The organism is Microbacterium lushaniae (genome assembly GCF_008727775.1).
GTDB lineage: Bacteria > Actinomycetota > Actinomycetes > Actinomycetales > Microbacteriaceae > Microbacterium > Microbacterium lushaniae.
The window spans coordinates 966,500-986,599 of the sequence record NZ_CP044232.1; the positions used below are offsets into that span (position 1 = coordinate 966,500).

17 protein-coding genes are annotated in these 20,100 nt (G+C 72.4%); 4 read left to right on the plus strand and 13 right to left on the minus strand.

What is annotated here, in order from left to right:
* Positions 1-11: 11 nt before the first annotated feature.
* Entirely contained in the window at positions 12-1,133 is a 1,122-nt protein-coding gene (locus tag F6J85_RS04445; RefSeq protein WP_150924002.1) for an adenosine deaminase, read from the plus strand.
* Positions 1,134-1,458: 325 nt separating this feature from the next.
* Here the strand turns inward: F6J85_RS04445 and F6J85_RS04450 are convergent, their stop codons facing one another.
* The 8 genes from F6J85_RS04450 to F6J85_RS04485 form a co-directional block, all read right to left on the minus strand.
* Positions 1,459-2,376: a type IV toxin-antitoxin system AbiEi family antitoxin domain-containing protein gene (locus F6J85_RS04450; protein WP_150924003.1), complete on the minus strand. Its 918-nt coding sequence runs from the start codon at positions 2,374-2,376 to the stop codon at positions 1,459-1,461.
* 649 nt (positions 2,377-3,025) lie between these two features.
* Positions 3,026-3,793 carry an alpha/beta hydrolase gene (locus tag F6J85_RS04455; RefSeq protein ID WP_150924004.1) on the minus strand — a complete coding sequence of 256 codons (768 nt, stop codon included), beginning with the start codon at positions 3,791-3,793 and terminating at the stop codon, positions 3,026-3,028.
* The gene (locus F6J85_RS04460; protein WP_420846150.1) at positions 3,790-4,941 is read right to left on the minus strand and encodes a mannitol-1-phosphate 5-dehydrogenase; all 1,152 of its coding nucleotides are present in this window, start codon (positions 4,939-4,941) and stop codon (positions 3,790-3,792) included. Before F6J85_RS04460 ends, F6J85_RS04455 begins: the two co-directional genes overlap by 4 nt.
* A 2-nt stretch (positions 4,942-4,943) precedes the next feature.
* Positions 4,944-5,381, minus strand: a complete 438-nt coding sequence (locus tag F6J85_RS04465; protein ID WP_150922078.1) for a PTS mannitol transporter subunit IIA — start codon at positions 5,379-5,381, stop codon at positions 4,944-4,946.
* Between the two features lie 110 nt (positions 5,382-5,491).
* Complete coding sequence (locus tag F6J85_RS04470) at positions 5,492-7,102, minus strand: PTS mannitol transporter subunit IIBC (RefSeq protein WP_191906752.1); 1,611 nt, start codon at positions 7,100-7,102, stop codon at positions 5,492-5,494.
* Complete coding sequence (ptsP, locus tag F6J85_RS04475; protein WP_150924006.1) at positions 7,099-8,790, minus strand: phosphoenolpyruvate--protein phosphotransferase; 1,692 nt, start codon at positions 8,788-8,790, stop codon at positions 7,099-7,101. Before ptsP ends, F6J85_RS04470 begins: the two co-directional genes overlap by 4 nt.
* A 13-nt stretch (positions 8,791-8,803) precedes the next feature.
* Positions 8,804-9,079, minus strand: coding sequence for an HPr family phosphocarrier protein (locus F6J85_RS04480; RefSeq protein WP_150920768.1), 276 nt, complete (start codon positions 9,077-9,079; stop codon positions 8,804-8,806).
* Between the two features lie 19 nt (positions 9,080-9,098).
* A complete protein-coding gene (locus tag F6J85_RS04485) occupies positions 9,099-9,440 on the minus strand; it encodes a PTS sugar transporter subunit IIB (protein WP_150924007.1) in 342 nt (113 codons plus the stop codon).
* Positions 9,441-9,637: 197 nt separating this feature from the next.
* Between F6J85_RS04485 and F6J85_RS04490 the strand changes: the two genes are divergently transcribed.
* Positions 9,638-11,563, plus strand: coding sequence for a BglG family transcription antiterminator (locus F6J85_RS04490; protein WP_150924008.1), 1,926 nt, complete (start codon positions 9,638-9,640; stop codon positions 11,561-11,563).
* 30 nt (positions 11,564-11,593) lie between these two features.
* On the opposite strand, the gene F6J85_RS04495 is transcribed toward F6J85_RS04490, so the two are convergent.
* Genes F6J85_RS04495 through F6J85_RS04505 form a run of 3 tightly spaced genes read right to left on the minus strand, consistent with a single transcriptional unit; the run spans position 11,594 to position 14,726 of the window.
* Positions 11,594-12,184: a GNAT family N-acetyltransferase gene (locus F6J85_RS04495; protein ID WP_150924009.1), complete on the minus strand. Its 591-nt coding sequence runs from the start codon at positions 12,182-12,184 to the stop codon at positions 11,594-11,596.
* Positions 12,185-12,213: 29 nt separating this feature from the next.
* A complete protein-coding gene (locus F6J85_RS04500) occupies positions 12,214-13,896 on the minus strand; it encodes a phospho-sugar mutase (protein WP_150924010.1) in 1,683 nt (560 codons plus the stop codon).
* Positions 13,893-14,726, minus strand: a complete 834-nt coding sequence (locus F6J85_RS04505) for a purine-nucleoside phosphorylase (RefSeq protein WP_150924011.1) — start codon at positions 14,724-14,726, stop codon at positions 13,893-13,895. The genes F6J85_RS04500 and F6J85_RS04505 overlap by 4 nt, the downstream gene beginning before the upstream one ends.
* A gap of 76 nt (positions 14,727-14,802) precedes the next feature.
* On the opposite strand from F6J85_RS04505, the gene F6J85_RS04510 reads away from it, so the two are divergent.
* The gene (locus F6J85_RS04510) at positions 14,803-16,254 is read left to right on the plus strand and encodes an NAD(P)H-quinone dehydrogenase (protein WP_420846128.1); all 1,452 of its coding nucleotides are present in this window, start codon (positions 14,803-14,805) and stop codon (positions 16,252-16,254) included.
* A gap of 22 nt (positions 16,255-16,276) precedes the next feature.
* On the opposite strand, the gene F6J85_RS04515 is transcribed toward F6J85_RS04510, so the two are convergent.
* The gene (locus F6J85_RS04515; protein WP_150924012.1) at positions 16,277-18,043 is read right to left on the minus strand and encodes an acetyl/propionyl/methylcrotonyl-CoA carboxylase subunit alpha; all 1,767 of its coding nucleotides are present in this window, start codon (positions 18,041-18,043) and stop codon (positions 16,277-16,279) included.
* A gap of 78 nt (positions 18,044-18,121) precedes the next feature.
* Positions 18,122-18,778 carry a Maf family protein gene (locus F6J85_RS04520; RefSeq protein WP_150924013.1) on the minus strand — a complete coding sequence of 219 codons (657 nt, stop codon included), beginning with the start codon at positions 18,776-18,778 and terminating at the stop codon, positions 18,122-18,124.
* A gap of 36 nt (positions 18,779-18,814) precedes the next feature.
* On the opposite strand from F6J85_RS04520, the gene F6J85_RS04525 reads away from it, so the two are divergent.
* The gene (locus tag F6J85_RS04525; RefSeq protein ID WP_150924014.1) at positions 18,815-20,086 is read left to right on the plus strand and encodes a class I SAM-dependent RNA methyltransferase; all 1,272 of its coding nucleotides are present in this window, start codon (positions 18,815-18,817) and stop codon (positions 20,084-20,086) included.
* Positions 20,087-20,100: the final 14 nt, after the last annotated feature.

The following is a 20,100-nucleotide window of genomic DNA, read 5'->3' on the forward strand; positions in this document are numbered from 1 at the left end:
CGGAGGAACCCATGGCTATCGACCCCGACGGCGACACCCGCATCCAAGGACGGTCGCTGCGCGCGCTGCCCAAGGTGTCGCTGCACGACCACCTCGACGGCGGCCTGCGCCCCGGCACCGTGCTCGACCTCGCCGACGCCGCGGGCATAGACCTGCCCGCATCCGACGCCGACGGCCTCGCCGACTGGTTTGCCGACCAGGGCGAGTCGGGCTCGCTGGAGGAGTACCTGAAGACCTTCGCGGTGACCGTCGGGGTCACCCAGAGCCGCGCGGCGCTCACGCGCGTCGCCCGGGAGTTCGTCGAAGACCTCGCCGCCGACGGCGTCGTCTACGGCGAGGTGCGATGGGCGCCCGAGCAGCACGTGGCCGGCGGGCTGACGCTCGAGGAGGCCGTCGAGGCCGTGGAGGAGGGGCTCGAGGAGGGCGAGGACGCCGCGCAGGACTCCGGCCGCGACATCCGCGTGAGCCAGCTGCTCACCGCGATGCGGCACACCGACCGGTCGCTGGAGATCGCACGGCTCGCGGTGGACTGGCGCGATCGCGGCGTCGTCGGGTTCGACATCGCCGGACCCGAGGAGGGGTTCCTCCCCGCCCGCCACCGCGCGGCGTTCGACTACCTCGCGGAGGAGTTCTTCCCCGTGACGGTGCACGCCGGCGAAGGTGCCGGGCTCGACAGCATCCGTTCGGCGCTGCTGGACGGACGAGCCCTGCGGCTCGGGCACGGCGTGCGCATCGCGGAGGACCTCGACGTCATCGACCGGGAGGGCGACGAGGTGCGCGTGCACCTCGGCGAGCTCGCGCGGTGGGTGCGCGACCGTGAGATCGCGCTGGAGCTGTCGCCGTCGTCGAACCTGCATACCGGCGCCGTCGCGGCGTGGGGCACGGGGCTGGAGGACCATCCGTTCGATCTGCTGTACCAGCTCGGCTTCGCCGTGACGGTCAACGTCGACAACCGCACCATGAGCCGCACGTCGCTCACGCGCGAGCTCGCGCTGCTCGCGGAGGCCTTCGACTACGGCCTGGACGACGTCGAGGCGTTCCAGCTGAACGCCGCGGCCGCATCGTTCCTGCCGATCGAGGAGCGTGAGGAGCTGATCGACATCATCTCCGACGCCTTCGCCCGCCGTCGCTGATCCCGGGGCCGGTGAGGGCGGCCTGCCGGGCTCCCTATCCCGCGCGGGTCGGCCCGCCTTGCGCGGGTCGGCCCACCTTGCGCGGGTCTGCCTCCCGCGTGGGCCAGCCCACCTTGAGCGGCTGGCAACCTCGCGCCGCCCCACCATGCGCGGCCCGAACTCCTCAATCCCGCCGCTTCCGCCGCCGGGTCGGCCGGTTTCTGCCGCCTGAGCTCGCGGTTTTGAGGAGTTCGGGCCGTTGATTCCGGCGGCCGACCGCGGCTTCGGTGCACCCCGTCCGGCTCGGGCGCGCGCACGCCGCCCCACCTTGCGCTGCCCGAACTCCTCAATCCCGCCGCTTCCGCCGCCGGTTCGGCCGGTTTCTGCCGCCTGAGCTCGCGGTTTTGAGGAGTTCGGAAAAGCCGGAGGCGTCCCGAGTGGCGATGACGGCCTTCATCGCGGTGAGGACGTCCTCGTACCGATACAGGATGTCCTCGGCGACGGGGCGCACCGTGGTGTAACCGAGGGCCGCCGCAGCCAGGTCGCGACGGCGATCGCGCCGTTGCGCATCCCACCCCTCGTGGTGGGCGCGACTGTCGCACTCCACGATGAGCCAGCCGTCGATCAGCAGATCGACCCGGCCGACGGTGGGGATGTGCACCTGCACGTCGACGTGGCATCCGAGCGCCCTGAGGAGGAGACGCACGAGGGTCTCTGGGCCGGATTCGCTCCGGCTGTCCAGGAGACCGCGAAGGGCCCGGTACCGAAGGGGCAGGCGCGCGAAGATTTCGCCGATGTCGGCCTCATCCACGAGGCCGAGATGCCATGCGGAGTCGAGCGTGGCGACGGCATCCCGGGGAGCCTGGCACCGCACGGCCTGCGCGAGGGCCTCGATGATGTCGGCGGCGAGGGTGTGGAGTGGGCGAGTGGTGGCACGCCAGTGCGGCACGGTCTCGAGAGGGCGACGCGGGAGGCGGCTCGCGCCGTTGTCGAACTGCACATGCATTGCCGCGAAGGAACCGACGAACACGTCGAGGAGGGCGAGCAGAGTGACGCAGTCCACCCGCCCGCCGAGCCGAGCGGCATCCAGCAGTGGGGCGGGGAGGTCGCCGGGGGCGTAGCGTCCTCGGCGCACGCGGGTGAGACGACCGACGTCGATCATCGCGCGGAGCTGTACCTTGGTCCAGCCCGCGGCCCGCAACTCCGCTGTGCGCCAGAACCGCGCCGAGAAGATCGGCGCCACTTCGGGATTCGCTGTGGTCATCCGCCCAGCGAACCGCCCTGGCCCTCTCCCGTCTGGGTTCCGGCGCGCACCCGTGGATGGCGGCGCACGGGCACGGCCTGGGGAGGAGAGAGGCGTCGCTTCCCGAACTCCTCAAGATCGGGTCGGAGTTCACTCGGAATGGCCAGATCCGGGCTCTCCGGGAGCGGATTTGAGGAGTTCGGCCCCGGCGGGCAGGGAGAGGGGAACGAGCGGGAGAGGGAATCGGAGGCGAGGGAAGGGGAGGACAAGGGTGGCCGTGTGCCGAACTCCTCAAGGGCAGGGTCGGAGGGGCCGCGGTAGGCCGGATTCGGGTCGATCGGGACCGGGATTGAGGAGTTCGGGAAGTGCGGATGCGGAGGCGGGGGAACCGGAGGGCGGGGAGGGTCAGTCGCCGGGGAGGGTGCGGCCGGCGGGGAGGGTGCGCGCGGATGGGAGGACGCTGGGGGCGGCCGTGTGCCGAACTCCTCATGGGTGGGACCGGAGGGGCCGTGGTGGGCCGGATTCGGGCCGATCGGGACCGGGATTGAGGAGTTCGGGAGGTACAAGCGCGAGGTGCAGCCGGAGCGCGGGCGGCGGAGGGCAGGAGGAAGGGGCGCAGGGCCGGCCGGGCGGGAGGCCCGGAGGCGGGAGGCCCGGAGGGTGGGGGCGGTCAGCCGGCGGGGAGGAAGTCGGCGAGGGCGTCGGTGAGGGCAGCGGCCATCGCCGCGTCGGAGATGGTGGGCGAGCCGTCGCCGTCCTGCGGACCGTAGGCGCCGAACGAGGCATGCGACGCGCCCGGGATCTCGACGAAGACGGCGTCCGCGGGGAGCTCGCCGGCGGCGTCGGCGATCTTCTCGGGTGTGGAGAGGCCGTCCTCGGAGCCGGAGACGCTCACCACGGGAAGGCCGCTGTCGCCGAGGTCGTTCGCGCAGTACGAGGCGAAGAGCACGAGGGCATTCGCCTCGGTCGCCAGCTGACACGCGCGCACCCCACCCAGCGAATGGCCGCCCACCGCCCACGACGACACGTCCGGGGCGAGGCCGGTGAACGTCGACAGCGGCCGGAGATCGAAGAACGCCACGCCCAGCCAGGGACGCGTGATCACCACCGTCAGACCGTCCTCGGCCACCGCCCCGGCCAGGGTCGGGGCGTACGCCCACGGATCGACCTTCGCGCCGGGGATGAAGACGAGCCCCTCCCCGCTGCCGCCGTCGGCCGGGGTCAGCACGATCCCGGCCGCGCCGTCGGTCACCGTGATCGCGGAGTCCTCCCGTACGGCCTCCACCGGGCCGGGCTCGGCGCGGTACACCCCGACCTGGCTCCAGATCACCACGCCCGCCACGGCCAGCACGACAGCTCCCGCGACGGCGCCCAGGGTCCACGCCAGGATGCGCCGCCGCCGGCGCCGGGCGGGCCGTGGGGAACCACCTGCCGTCACGAAGCGATCTCGGCCTGCCGGGACTCCACGATGCGCTGGACGCGGGGGAACAGCGGATGCTGCGGCTCCAGGCCGGTGACGGCCTCGGTGAACTCCGCCGCCGGCAGCTCGCGCAGCATCCGCTGCAGATCCACCGACTGGGCGTCTTCGGGGTCGTCGAAGGTGAGCGCCGCCGCCATCGCCGTCACGAGGGCGTCGACGGGGAGCCCGTGTTCGATCGCCTCGGCGGCGGGCCCGACGAACCGCTCGTGGCGGGAGAGCTTGCGCAGCGGCTGGCGGCCGACGCGCCACACCGTGTCGGGGAGCGCAGGGTTGCGGAAACGCCGCAGGATCGTCTCGCGATACGCGTGCTGTGCGGCCGGATCGAGGTCGTGCTTGCGGATCAGCAGCTCGGAGGTCTCCCGCAGGGCCGCGTCGACCCTGCCGGCGATGGCCGGGTCGGCGAGGGCGTCGGAGATCCGCTCGATGCCGGCGGCGGCGCCGAAGTACGCCGTCGCGGCGTGCCCGGTGTTGACCGTGAACAGCTTGCGCTCGATGTAGGGCGCGAGGTCGTCGACGAAGTGTGCGCCGGGGATGCGGGGCGGCTCGTCGCCGAAGGGGCCGCGTTCGATCGCCCACTCGTAGAACGGCTCGACGGTCACGTCGATGCCGCCGCCCGGAGCCTGGGCGGGGACGATGCGGTCAACGGCCGTGTTGGCGAACACGGCGCGTCCGGAGACGGCGTCCCACGCGTCGCCGGCCGCTGTGGCCATCTCCTCCCGGAGGGTGTCGGTGGCCCCGATCGCGTTCTCGCACGCCATGACCTTCAAGGGCGTCGCCGCGGGGTCGCGGAGCCCCAGACCTGCCACGATGTGCGGCGCGACGAACCGGAGGATCGTGGGTCCGACGGCGGTGGTCACGATGTCGGCGCCGGCGATCGCCTCGACCAGCGCCGGTGCGTCCGTGGCGCTGTTGATCGCGCGGAAGCCGGTCACGACCGTGTCGACGCCGCCCTCGCCCACCTCGTGGACGGTGTACTCGGATGCGGCGTTGATGGCGTCGACGAGAGGCTCGGACACGTCGGCGAAGACGAGCTCGTAACCGCCCTGGTGCAGCAGCAGCCCGACGAATCCGCGCCCGATGTTGCCGGCGCCGAAGTGGACGGCGATGCTCACTGGTTGACCGCCGAGAGTGCCGTGTACAGCTCTTCGGGGCTCTGGGCGTTCTTGAGCCGCTCGACCTCGTCCTCGTCGGAGAACAGGATCGCGATCTGGGAGAGGATCTCCAGGTGCTCATCGCCCTTGCCGGCGATGCCGACGACGAACGTCACCGGCTCGCCGCCCCAGTCCACGCCGCCGTCGTAGCGCACGACCGACAGTCCCGACTCGAGGATGGTCTGCTTGGTCTCGTTGGTGCCGTGGGGGATGGCCAGCTCGTTGCCCATGTAGGTCGAGACGGTCTCCTCGCGCTGCTGCATGGCGTCGAAGTAGCCGCTGGTGACGGCGCCCGCGGCCTCGAGGATGTCGGCGGCCTCCTTCATCGCCTCCTCGCGCGTCGCGCTGCCGGAGTGGATGCGCACCTGCCCGATTCCGAGGACTTCCCGTGTCATGGTCCTGCCTTTCGCTTGATCGTCCTGTGCCCACCCTCCCAGCCGGGAGCGCAGACGGAAAGGCCGTGGGGCCGGGGGCATCACGCCGGCCCGGCCCCGCGGCGGTCATCTCAGTGGGACTCGTCGTGCTGATCGCGCACGAGTTCGACCACCTCGTCGTACTTCGGGGAGTTCATGAAGTTGTCCACCGACACGTGGATCGCGTCCGGGCTCTGCCGGCGTGCGCGATCGGTGAGCTGGTTCTGCGTGATCACGAGGTCGGCGGAGTCGTCGAGGTTCGCGATCGCCTTGTTGACGACCGTGACATCGGCCACTCCGGCCTTCTTGATCTTGTTGCGCAGGACGCTCGCGCCCATCGCCGACGAGCCCATGCCCGCGTCGCACGCGAACACGATGTTGCGAACCGGCTTGGTGGCGAGGACGCGACCGCCGTCGAGCTGCCCGCCGGTGCGCTCCTCGGTGTCGAGGCGGTCCACGGCGTCCTCGGCGCTGCGGACGGTCGCGCGGTCCTTGCCGTCCGAGGCGCGCAGCGCGTCGAGGGCGGCGGAGGACTTGCCCTTGTTCGCGGCGGTCTTGGACACCGCCTCGGAGAACTGGTCTCCCTCGGCCAGCAGGTCGCGCTTGCGCGATGCGCGCAGGATCACCGACGCGATGAGGAACGTCACCGCCGCCGAGAGCACGACCGACAGGATGACCGCGAAGTACGACCCGTTTGCGGTCTGTGCGATCACCGCGACGATGCTGCCGGGGGCCGCGGGGGCGCGCAGCGCACCTCCCAGCAGCATGTTGGTGGTGACGCCGGTGGCCCCGCCTGCGATGAGGGCGACGATGAGCACCGGCTTCATGAGCGCGTACGGGAAGTACACCTCGTGGATGCCGCCGAAGAACTGGATGATCGCGGCTCCGGGTGCCGACGCGCGTGCCGCGCCGATGCCGAAGAACGTGAAGGCCAGCAGCAGACCGACGCCGGGGCCGGGGTTGGCCTCGAGGAGGAACAGGATCGAGGAGCCGTCCTGCGACGCCTGCTCGATGCCCAGCGGCGTGAGGACGCCGTGGTTGATCGCGTTGTTGAGGAAGAACACCTTCGCCGGCTCGATGAGCACGCTCGTCAGGGGCAGGAGGTTGGTCTCCACGAGCCAGCCCACCGCCTCGCTGAGGACGTCCATCAGGCCGTTGATGAGCCAGGCCAGCGGGTAGAAGCCGAGGATCGCCATCGCGAAGCCCCAGATTCCGGCCGAGAACATGTTCACGAGCATTTCGAAGCCCGCGCGGATCTTGCCGTCCCACAGCCTGTCCAGCTGCTTCATCGTCCACGCGGCGATGGGGGCCATGATCATGGCTCCGATGAACATGTTGATCTCGCCGAGCTGGTTGTCGGCGGGGAGGGTCTCGTTGATCTGGGCGATCAGGTAGTCCGACCCCGCGATGACGCCGAAGGTGGCGATGGAGCCGACCACGCCGCCGCGCACGCCGTACACGATGTGACCGCCGAGGTAGGCGATCAGGATCGGCAGCAGGTAGTGGATGAACGGTCCCACGATCGTGGCGAGCTGGGCGTTGGGCGTCCAGCCCTTCTCGATGAAGAAGGCCGTGAAGATGCCCCACGCGATGAGCGCGGGAATCAGCGGCATGATCATGCCGGAGAGGAACGTGCCGAAGCGCTGGACGGCGACGCGGGCGCCGCCTCCGGAACGCGTCGCGGGTGCGGACGCCGTTGTCATGGCTGTGTCACTTTCTGTGAAGCGGAGGCGGCTCGTGCCGCCTCGCGAGCGGAGGCCGCGCCGTCTGCGGCCAAGGCGGCCTCGGCGACGCGGCGGGCGTCGTCGAGGGTGTGGGAGAGCAGGGACGCGCGCACGTCGGCCAGGGCCGTGGGCGCCATCGACAGCGTGGTCGCGCCCAGGCCCACCAGGACGACGGCCAGGAGCGGATCCGCCGCCGCCTCGCCGCAGATACCCACGGGCTTGCCCAGGGCTGCGCCGGCGGCGCCGACTTCGCGCACCAGGCGCAGGACGGCCGGATGCCACGGATCCTGGAACGCCGCGACGGAGCCGAGCAGCCGGTCGGCCGCGAGGGTGTACTGGGTGAGGTCGTTCGTGCCGATGGAGGCGAAGTCGGCGTGGGCGAGGATGCGGTCGGCCAGCAGCGCCGAGGACGGCACCTCGACCATGACGCCGGCGGTCTTGACGCCGTACTCCCGCGCCATGGCGACGAAGTACTCCGTCTCCTCGACCGTCGAGACCATCGGTGCCATGACCCACAGATCGGCCGGTCCTTCCGGCGTCGCCCGGGTCGCCGCATCCGCTTCGGCCAGTGCGGTCAGCTGCTCGCGGAGGATGTCCTCGCTCGCGCGCAGGGCGCGCAGTCCCCGCAGGCCCAGCGCGGGGTTCTCCTCGTGGGAGTCGTTGAGGAAGGGCAGCGGCTTGTCGGCGCCGGCATCCAGCACGCGCACGACGACCTTCTTGCCGGGGAAGGCCGAGAGCAGGCGCGTGTACGCATCGCGCTGCTCGGCCACGGTGGGGGCCGCGTTGGCGCTGAGGAAGAGGAACTCGGTGCGGAACAGGCCCACGCCTTCCGCGCCCAGCTCGACCGCCTCGGCCGCGCCTTCGGGCTTGCCGAGGTTGGCCAGAAGCGGCACCGGGGTGCCGTCGGCCAGGGCGCCGGGGGTGACGGGTGCGGTGGCCGCCGAGGCCCGCGCGGCGGCGCGGTTCTCGGCGCGGTCGAGCTCGTCCTGGCTGGGGGCGACCGTCACGACGCCGGCGGCGGCATCCACGATCACGACCGTGCCGTCGGTGAGGGAGCCCGCGTCGGCGGCGCCCACGACGGCGACGATGTTCTTCTCCCGCGCGAGGATCGCGGTGTGCGAGGTCGGTCCGCCCTCGGTGGTGATCAGGGCGAGCACCATGTCGAGGTTCAGCAGTGCGGTGTCGGCCGGTGCCAGGTCTTTCGCGACGAGCACGAAGGGGTGCCCGGGGTCGGGGATCCCGGGGGCGGGGACGCCACGCAGGCGGGCGATGACGCGCTGGGCGACATCGTCCAGATCGGCCGCGCGCTCGCCGAGGTAGCCGCCGAGGGCGGTGAGCTGGTCGCGGAACGACGCGAACGCCTCCCACACCGCCCGCTCGCCGGTCTTGCCGTCGCCCACCCGGGTGTCCACCTCGGTGAGGAGGGCAGGGTCTTCGGCCATCATGGCCTGCGCCTCGAGCACGTCGCGTGCCGCGCCGCCCGCCTGCGCGCCGCGCTGCTCGAGCTCACGGGCCACCGCTGCCACCGCGTCGCGGACGCGCGCGCCCTCTTCCTCGGCCGACCGGGTGCTGTCGACGTCCTCGGGCGGAGGGAAGGGCTCGGCCATCCGCGCCACCGGGCCCTGGGCCACGCCCAGGCCGATGCCGACGCCACGAAGCTCGGTCATCGCCGCCGTCCCCTCACTGTGCGTCATGGTCGGTGCTGAGCAGGTCGGCCAGCGTGTCCAGCGTCGCCTCGGCACCCTCCCCGTCGGCGGTGAGGGTGACGTAATCGCCCTGGTCGATGCCCAGGGCGATGACCCCGAGGATGCTCGCGGCGTTCACGGGCGCCCCGGCGTCCTTGGCGATCGTGACGGGGATGCCGGCATCCTTGGCCGCCTGCGCGAACATCTTCGCCGGGCGGGCGTGCAGTCCGTGAGACGATCCGATCCGCACCGTGCGGGTGAGGGAGGGCATGCTTCCTGCTTTCTCGCGCTTACGCGTTCGTGTCGGTGGTGGAGAGGGGATCCGGGCGGCCGGCCAGTGTCGCGCGCACGAGGTCGAGCGTGCGTTCGCCGGTCAGGTCGCTGAAGATGTCCTCGGGGAGGACGGCCACCGCCACGTCCAGCGCCGCGGCGCTGCGCTCGATCCGATCCCGCTCGGCCGCCAGGTGGGGGCCCACCAGGACGATGTCGGCGGAGTCCAGGTCGATCGCGAGCGAGCCGGTGGTCCCGGCCACCGCCGAGTACGGCAGCCCGTGCTCGTGGGCGGCGCGGCGCACGCGCTGCGCGACGAAGGTGCTGGACGCACCCGCCCCGCAGATCACCAGGATCCTCATCGATCGGCCTCCTCCCCGGCCATTGTTCTTCGTCTGCGCTGGGTGGACAACCAGGTTCGTTTCCCACCCCCCGGAACGACGGGTCGAGCCGGGGCCTCCGACCCTGCTCCGCCCGTGGGGCGCCATGATTGACTGGACCGCGGCCCCCTGACTCGGCCGCGGAGGACGATCGTGACGGCAGCGAGGACGGCGGCGCCATGACGCGAGCCCGTCAGGACCGGCTTCTGAGCCTGCTCATGCGCGACGGGCGGTGGGCGACGGCCGCCGCGCTCGCCGACGTGCTGGGGGTCACCCCGCGCAGCATCCGCTCGTACGTGACGGCGCTGAACGCCCGCACCGGAGGGGGAACGGCCGTGGAGTCCGGACCCCTGGGGTATCGGGCCGGTCCGGATGCCGCGGCAGCGCTGCGTGCGGGGCCGGCCGCCGACGCGGGCACTCCCCGCGACCGGCTCCACACGCTCGTGCGCGCGCTGCTGGGCAGCGCAGACGGGATCGACGTCTTCGAGACCGCGGAAGCACTGCACGTGAGTCCGGCCACGCTGGAAGCCGACCTCGCCCGCGTGCGCGGGCTTCTGGGCGGCACCGAGCTGACGCTGGAGCGCTCGGCGTCGATCGCGCGGCTGCGCGGCACCGAGATGGCGCAGCGGCGCCTGCTCAGCCGCCTCGCGCACGACGAGATGGACGCCGGCTCCTTCGATCTGGAGGCACTGCGCCGCACGCTCGGCGAAGGGTCCGTCGGGGCCCAGGCCTTCGGGCCCTTCAAGGCCGACCTGGCAGCCGAGCTGAGCGCGCTGGGCTACTACGTCAACGAGTACGGCATCGGCGACGTGGTCATGCACATCGCGATCGCCGCCGACCGCATCACCCGCGACCGCGCCATGGACCGCCCCGCCGGGGAGATGCCGGCCGCGCACGGCCAGGTCGCCGAGCTCCTGGACCGACTCGCCCGCACGCACCTGGGGGTGCAGCTGGGCGCAGGGGACCAGCAGCATCTGGCGGCGCTCGTCCTCACGCGTGTCGTGGCCCCCGGAGCCCCGGCCGCCGACGATGCGCGCACGCGGCTGGACCCGCGGGTGGAGAGTGCCGTGCGGACGGTGGTGGAGCGCGCCGCATCCGAATTCCTCGTCGACATCGCGCACGAGGGTTTCATCCTGCGCCTGGCCCTGCACGTGCAGAACCTGCTGCATCGCTCGCACGCGCAGGCGTGGTCGCGCAATCCGCTGACGCGGTCACTGAAGTCGACCTACCCGATGATCTTCGAAGTGGCGGTGTTCATCGCCAGTGAGTTGCACGAGAGCCTGGGGATCCCCATCGTCGACGACGAGATCGCCTACATCGCGATGCACGTCGGCGGACGCCTGGAGCGCAGCCGGCGCGAGGACTCGCTCCTGACGGCCACGATCGTGTGCCCGGGGTACTACGAGCTGCACGAGCTGCTGCGCTCGAGCGTGGACCGCTCGCTGGGTCAGGCGATCGAAGTGGTCGGCGTGGAGACGCGCGTGGACCCCGATTGGTCGGCGATCGACACCGACCTGATCCTCACCACGATCGACCCGCCGGCGCCGGGGGATCGGATCGTGCGGATCCAGCCGTTCCTCACCGATTCCGACGTCGACCGGGTGCAGGCCGCGGCGGCACGGATCCGGCGCGGCCGTCGTCTGCACCGCCTCCGCGCCGAGCTGGAGGGCTACTTCGACTCCTCTGCATTCGTGCGGGGTCTGGACCCGGCCGCAGGCGAGGCCGGCGTCATCCGTCAGCTCGGCGGCCTGCTCGTGCGGCAGGGCGTCATCGACGACGACTACGTCGAACGCGCGATCGAGCGCGAACGGCTCTCCTCCACGGCGTTCACCGACGCGCTGGCCGTCCCGCACGCCATGGCGATGACCGCCACCCGCACCCAGATCGCGATCGGCATCGCCGACCCGTCGATCCCATGGGGCGAGGGGCGCGTGCAGGTGGTGGCGTTCGTGGCCTTCTCCGAGGCCGACCGCGAGGCGTTCCAGACGGTGTTCGAGCAGTTCGTCGAGGTGTTCTCCGAGCGCGAGAGCGTGCAGCGCATCGTGCGGCGCGCGACGGATTTCACGGCGTTCCTCGACGAACTCGTCGCCGTCATCGACGGCTGAGCCCCGCGGGGGCGCGGCACGTGCGGTGGGTCAGGCCGCGCCGTCGCCGCGGTCGAGCCGCGCCTGGAGCCCACGGCGCACGGCGGGCCACTCGCCGGGGAGGATCGAGTACACCACGGTGTCGCGGAGGATCCCGTCCGGGCCCACGCGGTGATTGCGCAGGACGCCGTCCTGCTTCGCGCCGAGGCGCTGGATGGCCGCGCGGGACTGCCGGTTGTGCCAGTGGGTGCGGAACTCCACCGCGATCGCGTCGCACTCCTGGAAGGCGTGGGCGAGCAGCAGGAGCTTCGCGGCCGTGTTCACGGCCGTGCGCTGGGCCGACAGGCCCAGCCACGTGTGGCCGATCTCGACGTGGCGGTTGGCCTGGTCGATGTTGCAGAAGGTCGTCTCGCCCACCGCGACGCCCTCGTGCACCACCGCCCATGGATTCATGACCCCCTCATCGCGCCACCGCAGGCGCCGCGCGATGTCGTCGGCGACCGCTCCCGGCGCCGGGATCGAGGTGTACCACGCGTGCTCGAGACCGCGGGCGGCCTCGGCGAGGTCGTCGGCGTGCGCGGGCGTGAGCGGCTCCAGCCGCACGTGCGCGTCCTCCAGCACCACCGGGTCGAGCAGATCCATGCCGCAGATCCTACCGACGGCGCCCGCGCCTACCGCCGCTCCGCCAGCAGCGCCCGCGCGCCGTCGGCGAGGGCGGCCAGCCGTTCCCGGGCCTCCTGGTCGGATGACCCGTGCACGTCGAGGTACATCTTGAGCTTGGGCTCGGTGCCGCTGGGACGCACGATCAGCCGTGCGCCGTCGTCGAGCCACACGCGCAGCACGTCGCCGGGCGGCAGATCGTCGACGCCGGTGAGCAGGTCATCGATGCGCGAGACGGCGCTGCCGCCCACGTGGGAGGGCGGGTCGGCCCGCAGCGACGCCATCATCCCGGCGATCTGCGACACGTCGGCGACCCGGATGGAGATCTGATCGCTCGCGAACGCCCCGAACTCCTCGCGCAGGTCGTCCAGCCGGCCCTGCAGGTCGGAGCCTTCGGCGCGGGCCTGGGCGGCGAGGTCGAGCAGGGCCACGACGGCGGAGATGCCGTCCTTGTCGCGCACCGTGCCGGGATTGACGAGATAGCCGAGGGCCTCCTCGAAGCCGTAGACCATCCCCGGTGCGCGGGAGATCCACTTGAATCCGGTCAGCGTCGCGTGGAAGTCCAGCCCGTAGCGCTCGGCGATGGCCTGCAGACCGGGGGAGGACACCAGCGAGCACGCGAGCGAGGCGCCCGGAACGCCCGCCGCCGCACGTGCGGCCCGGCGGCCGAGCAGGAGCCCCACCTCGTTGCCGCTGAGCCGGCGCCAGCCGCCGTCGGCGGATGCGTCGGGGATGGCGACGGCCATCCGGTCGGCATCGGGGTCGTTGGCGAGCACCAGTTCGGCCCCCACGGCCCGCGCGGTCTCGAACGCGAGGTCCATCGCGCCCGGCTCCTCGGGATTGGGGAACGCCACGGTCGGGAAGGCGCCGTCGGGTTCGATCTGCTCGGCCACGACGGTCGGCTCGGGGTAGCCGGCGGTGGCCAGGATGGCCCGGAGGGTCTCCCACCCGACGCCGTGCATGGCGGTGTACACCCACTTCAGCCCGGCCGCGCCGGCGGTGGCCGGCGCGACGGCGGCGGTGGCTGCGACGTAGGCGTCCACGACCTCCTCGGCCGCGTTGGCGTAGCCGACCGAGCGGGGGATCGTGCCGATGTCGCCGCGATCGGCGACGGCCTGGATGTGCGCGGCGATCTCGGCGTCGGCGGGCGAGACGATCTGCGCGCCGTCGTCGGCCCCGCCGAGGTACACCTTGTACCCGTTGTCCTGCGGGGGGTTGTGGCTCGCGGTCACCATGACGCCGGCGGCGGCGCCGAGGTGGCGGACGGCGAAGGCGAGCACGGGGGTCGGCAGCATCCGCGGCAGCAGCACGGCGTGCAGCCCCGCGCCGGCGAAGATCTCCGCGGAGTCGCGCGCGAACACGTCGGAGTTGCGCCGTCCGTCGTAGCCGACCACCACGACGGGGGTCTCGCCGGGCGTCGACCGCTCGCGGAGGTAGGCGGCGAGACCGGCGGCGGCCTGGGCCACCAGCACGCGGTTCATGCGGTTCGGTCCCGCCCCCAGCGCACCGCGCAGCCCTGCCGTCCCGAACGCGAGCCGGTGCGAGAACCGATCCAGCAGCTCCGAGGCGGCCGTGGCGTCGTCGGCCTGTGCCTGGGCGATCAGGTGACTCAGCTCGTCGCGCGTCTGCGGGTCGGGGTCCTGCGCGAGCCATGCCCGCGCGGCGGCGAACAGCTCCTCCGGGACGCCGTTCACAGCGCCTCGATGATGCGGGCCAGCAGGGAGGAGATCACCGGCTCGGCCTCGCGCCCGGCCTCGAGCACCTCCTCGTGGCTGAGGGGCGTGGTCTGGATGCCGGCGGCGAGGTTCGTCACGAGCGACATGCCGAGGATCTCCATTCCCGCCTCGCGCGCGGCGATGGCCTCCAGCGCCGTGGACATCCCGACGATGTGACCGCCGATGGTCTTGGCCATCTGCACCTCCGCGGGGGTCTCGTAGTGCGGGCCGCGGAACTGGCAGTACACCCCCTCATCCAGTGCAGGGTCGATCTGCCGGGCGAGGTCCCGCAGGCGCGCGGAGTACAGGTCGGTCAGGTCGATGAAGGTGGCCCCCTCCAGGGGCGAGGCGGCGGTGAGGTTGATGTGGTCGCTGATGAGCACGGGCTGGCCGGGGCGCCACGTCTCGCGGATGCCCCCGGCGCCGTTGGTGAGCACCATCGTGCGGGCCCCGGTGGCCGCTGCCGTGCGCACGCTGTGCACCACGCGGCGGACGCCATGGCCCTCGTAGAAGTGGGTGCGGGCGCCGATCACGAGCACGTGACGGCCCGCGGGGGTTCGGACGCTCCGCAGCGTCCCGACGTGGCCGGCCAGGGCGGGCCTGCTGAAGCCGGTGACCTCGTCGGCGGGAACGGTGGCGACGGTCTCGCCGAGCAGATCGGCGGCCCTGCCCCATCCGCTTCCCAGGGTCACGGCGATGTCGTGGCGCTCGACGCCGGTCAGGCGCGCGATGTCGGCGGCGGCCTGTGCGGCGATCTCGAACGGATCGGCGGTGGGCTCGTCGAGGGGGTTCCCCGCTGTGTGTGGCATCCCCCCACTCTAGGAACGAGCGCACCGCGGTGCCACACGGACGGCGCGGGGCACGGAACCAGACAGAATGGATGCCATGTCCCTCAGCTTCGAGCGCACCCAGAGCGTCGCCATCCTCGGTGGCGGACCCGGCGGCTACGAGGCGGCGCTGGCAGCCGCGCAGCTCGGCGCGGAGGTCACCGTCGTCGAACGGCAGGGCATCGGCGGCGCCGCCGTCATCACCGACGTCGTGCCGTCCAAGACCCTCATCGCCACGGCGGACGCCGCCGTGGCGATCGCGGGAGCGAGCGACCTGGGCGTGCAGGTGTTCGCCAAGGACGGCGACGGACGGCCGCTGACCCCCCAGGTCGCGGTGAACATGGCAGCCGTCAACCGCCGCGTGCTCTCCCTCGCCCGGCAGCAGTCCGAGGACATGCGCGCCGCGCTCGTGGAGGCCGGCGTCCGCGTGATCTCGGGGCACGGCCGCCTCGACGGCGATTCGGCGGTGATCGTCTCGAACGAGGCCGGCGGCACCGACTTCGACCGCGTCGAGGCCGACACCCTCGTGGTGTCGGTGGGGGCGTCGCCGCGGGAGCTCCCCTCCGCGCGCCCCGACGGCGAACGCATCCTGACGTGGACGCAGCTGTACGACATGCGTGCGCTCCCCAAGCACCTCATCGTCGTGGGATCGGGCGTCACCGGGGCGGAGTTCGCCTCGGCGTACATGAACCTCGGCGCCCAGGTGACGCTGGTCTCCAGCCGCGACCAGGTGCTGCCGGGGGAGGACCCGGACGCCGCGGCGGTGCTGGAGAACGTCTTCCGCCGCGGCGGCATGACGGTGCTGTCCAAGTCGCGCGCGCAGAGCGTCGTGAACACCGGCGACGGCGTCGTGGTGACCCTCTCCGACGGGCGCACGGTGGAGGGCAGCCACTGCCTCCTGGCCGTGGGCGCCGTGCCGAACACCGCCGGCATCGGCCTGGAGGAGGCCGGGGTGCAGCTCACCGATTCCGGGCACATCCAGGTCAACCGCGTCGCCCGCACGTCGGTGCCCAACATCTACGCCGCCGGCGACTGCACGACGTTCGTGCCGCTGGCCTCGGTGGCCTCGATGCAGGGGCGCACGGCCGTCTTCCACGCGCTGGGGGATGTCGTAATCCCGCTGGAGCGCCGCCGGATCGCGGCGAACATCTTCACCGCTCCCGAGATCGCCACCGTGGGATGGACCGAGCAGGACATCGCCGACGGCCGCATCAACGGCATCGTGCGCAAGCTCCCGCTCTCGGCCAACCCGCGCGCGAAGATGCAGCGCATCACCGATGGCTTCGTCAAGGTGATCGCGCGACAGGGCAGCGGTACCGTCATCGGCGGCGTCATCGTCGCCCCCCGCGCGTCTGAGCTGATCTACCCGCTCGCGATCGCCGTGGAACGGCGCCTCACGGTCGACCAGGTCTCCCGCGTCTTCGCGGTGTACCCGTCGCTGTCGGGCAGCATCACCGATGCCACGCGGGCGATGCACATCGTCGATCGTCAGGACGTCGAGGAGGCCTGACCCGCCGCATCCGGGGCCGGCGTCAGGCGATCGTCAGGAGGAGGTGACCGGCGGCCACCGTCGTGCCGGGGGCGGCGTCGATGAGGCCGACGATGCCGTCCTTGTGCGCCTGGATCGGCTGCTCCATCTTCATCGCCTCCAGCACGACCACCAGGTCGCCCTGCACGACCGACTGACCCACCTCGACGGCGACCTTGACGATCGTGGCCTGCATGGGGGCCTTCACGGCGTCGCCGGTCGCCCCCGTGACGGCCGCTGCCCCGTGCGAGCGCCGTGACGGCGGGACCGCCGCGGGGCGACCGGGGGCGTGCGGGGCGGTGGCGATGCGTTCGGGGAGGTTGACCTCGAGGCGCTTGCCTCCCACCTCCACGACGACGGTGTGACGCGCCGGCGCAGCGACGACAGGCTCGGGCTCGCCGTCCCACGGCGGGATGTCGTTGTCGAACTCGGTCTCGATCCAGCGCGTGAACACCCCGAACCGCCCGTCCTCGGCCGTGAAGGCGGGGTCGCGCACGACACGGCGATGGAAGGGCAGCACGGTGGGGAGGCCGGCGACTTCGAATTCGTCCAGCGCCCGGCGTGCGCGCTCCAGCGCCTGGGCGCGGTCGCGGCCGGTGACGATGATCTTCGCCAGCAGCGAGTCGAACGACCCGGACACGGTGTCGCCGGCGGTCACGCCCGAGTCCAGGCGGAGGCCGGGGCCGCCGAAGGTCTTGAAGACGTGGATGGGGCCGGCCTGCGGGAGGAAGCCGCGTCCGGGGTCCTCGCCGTTGATGCGGAACTCGATCGAGTGACCCACCGGCTCGGGGTCGTCGTAGCCGAGCTCTGCGCCCTCGGCGAGGCGGAACTGCTCGCGCACGAGGTCGATCCCGGTGACCTCCTCGGACACGGGGTGCTCCACCTGCAGACGCGTGTTCACCTCGAGGAAGGAGATCGTCCCGTCGGCGCCGATGAGGAACTCGCACGTCCCCGCGCCCACGTAGCCCACCTCGCGGAGGATGGCCTTGGACGCGCTGTAGAGGATGTCGTTCTGCTCCGCGGTGAGGAACGGCGCCGGCGCCTCCTCCACGAGCTTCTGGTGGCGTCGCTGCAGCGAGCAGTCGCGCGTGGAGATCACCACGACGTTGCCGGCGGCATCCGCCAAGCACTGCGTCTCGACATGCCTCGGGCGGTCGAGGTACTTCTCGACGAAGCACTCGCCTCGCCCGAACGCGGTGACCGCCTCGCGCGTGGCGGACTCGAACTGCTCGGGCACTTCTTCCAGGGTGCGGGCGACCTTCAGACCCCGTCCGCCGCCGCCGAAGGCGGCCTTGATGGCGATGGGCAGTCCGACGAGCTCGGCGAAGGCCACGACCTCGTCGGCGCCGGCGACCGGGCCCGGCGTCCCCGGGGCCAGCGGGGCGCCCACCTTCTCGGCGACGTGGCGGGCGGTGACCTTGTCGCCGAGCGCCTCGATGGCCTCCGGCGACGGGCCGATCCAGGTCAGCCCTGCCGCGATGACGGCGCGGGCGAAGCCGGCGTTCTCGGCGAGGAACCCGTAGCCGGGGTGCACGGCGTCGGCGCCGGAGCGCCGCGCTATCGAGAGGATCTTCTCGATCGACAGGTAGGTCTCGGCGCTGGTGGCCCCCGACAGGGCGTACGCCTCGTCGGCGAGGCGGGCGTGGAGGGCGTCGCGATCCTGGTCGGCGTACACGGCCACGCTGGCGCGACCGGAGTCGCGCGCGGCACGGATGATTCGAACAGCGATCTCGCCGCGGTTCGCGACCAGCACCTTGGCGATTTCCGGCATGGGTGTCAGCCTACTCACGCCCCGTGGTGCCCTTTTGCGCCACCTGCACAAGAAACCGCCGAGAACGTGTGGGGGAGTCTACGAAGTGGTCGCGCGGTTCCACAGCGCGGTCCACTCCCCGCCGAGGTCGCGGATGAGGCCGCGCACCGTCGACAGCGACATGCCGACGACCGTGGAGGGGTCGCCCTCGACCCGCTCGATGAACGCGCCGCCCAGGCTGTCGACCGTGAAGGCGCCCGCCACGTGCAGCGGCTCGCCGGTGGCGACGTACGCGGCGATCTCGTCGTCGGTGACGTCGCCGCGGAAGGTCACCGACGCCTCGGCGACCGCGTGCGCCTCCACGGCCGGCGAGCCCGGGCCCAGCCGGATGACGCTGTGCCCGGAGTGCAGCACGCCCGTGCGTCCCCGCATCGCCCGCCAGCGGGCGGCCGCCGCATCCGGCGTGTACGGCTTTCCGAGGATCTCGCCGTCGAGTTCGAACATCGAGTCGCCTCCCACGACGAACCCGGCGAAGTCGGATTCGGCATCGGCCAGCCGCGCCGCCACGTCGGCGGCCTTGCGGCGCGCCAGCAGCAGCACGTGCTCGGCAGGCGGCAGACGCCGCCCCTCGGCCCGTTCGGTGTCGGCGATCACCGCATCCTCGTCCACGTCGGGCGCGAGCGTCCGCGGCTCGATCCCGGCCTGCCGCAGGAGCTGGAGACGGGCGGGCGAGGTGGAGGCCAGGCACACGTGCATGCTCACACGGTAGCCGCCGCGTGAAAGGCTGGCGGGATGGAAACCGGAGACCTCGTCGAGCTGGAAGTCACCGACGTCGCCCACGGCGGCGTGTTCGTCGCGCGTTTGGAGGGTCGTGTCGTCTTCGTCGCCGACGCGATCCCGGGCGAGCGGGTGCGTGCACGCCTGAGCGACACCCGCAAGAAGTCGTTCTGGCGCGCCGAGACGGTCGAAGTGCTGACCGCTTCGCCCCATCGCAGGACGCACGTGTGGGCGGCCGCCGACGTGACCACGGCCCCCGAGCAGCGCCCGGGCGGGGCGGACTTCGGCCACATCGACCTGCCGTACCAGCGCGAGCTGAAACTGCACGTGTTCCGTGACGCGCTCGAGCGCATCGGCAAGGTCGACGTACCGGTCACGATGCAGGAGGCCGTGCCGATCGTCGACGCATCCGGTGCCGTGGTGGCGAAGGAGAGCCCGGATGCCACGCAGTGGCGCACGCGCGTGAGCCTGCACGTCGACGAGGACGGACGCATCGGCCCGTTCGCTGCGCGCAGTCACCGCGTCATCGAGGTGGACGACCTGCCGCTGGCCACCCCCGCCCTCGCGCGGGCCGCCGCGGGCCTGCGCGGCCAGCTGCCCGGATGCGTCGACCTCGTCCAGCCCGCAGACGGGCGCGTGCGGATCATCCCGCGCCCCGATTCGGCAGCACCACCGGCGCCCGAGGTCATCGTCGAGCACGCGGGCGGGCGCGACTTCCGCGTGGACGCGGGCGGCTTCTGGCAGGTGCACCGGCTCGCCGCGCACAGCCTGACCACCATCGTCGCCGAGGAGCTGGGCGCCGCGGCTCCCGTCGACCCCGACGCGGCGCACCTGGACCTGTACGGCGGAGTCGGCCTGTTCGCCGCGACGCTCGGCGGCCTGGGCGGGCCTGCCACGCGGGTGACGTCGGTCGAATCCGATCCGCGCGCCACCGAGCACGCCGGCGAGAACCTCGCGGAGTGGGTGGGGGCGCGCGCGGTGACCGCCCGTGTGGACCGCTTCGTGCGGCAGCTGGCGGCGGAATCCTCGCCCGCGGAGCGCGAGCGGCTCTCGCGCGGCGTCGTCCTGCTGGATCCGCCGCGCGCGGGAGCCGGGCGCGAGGTGGTCGAGGGCATCCTCGCCCTCGCACCGGCGGCGGTCGTGTACGTCGCGTGCGATCCGGTCGCCCTGGCGCGCGATCTGGGGACCTTCCGCGACGGCGGATACCACTGCCGCCGCCCCGTGCGCGCCGTCGATCTCTTCCCGCATTCGCATCACGTCGAGGCGGTCGCGGTGCTGACCCCGTGACACCGATACCATGA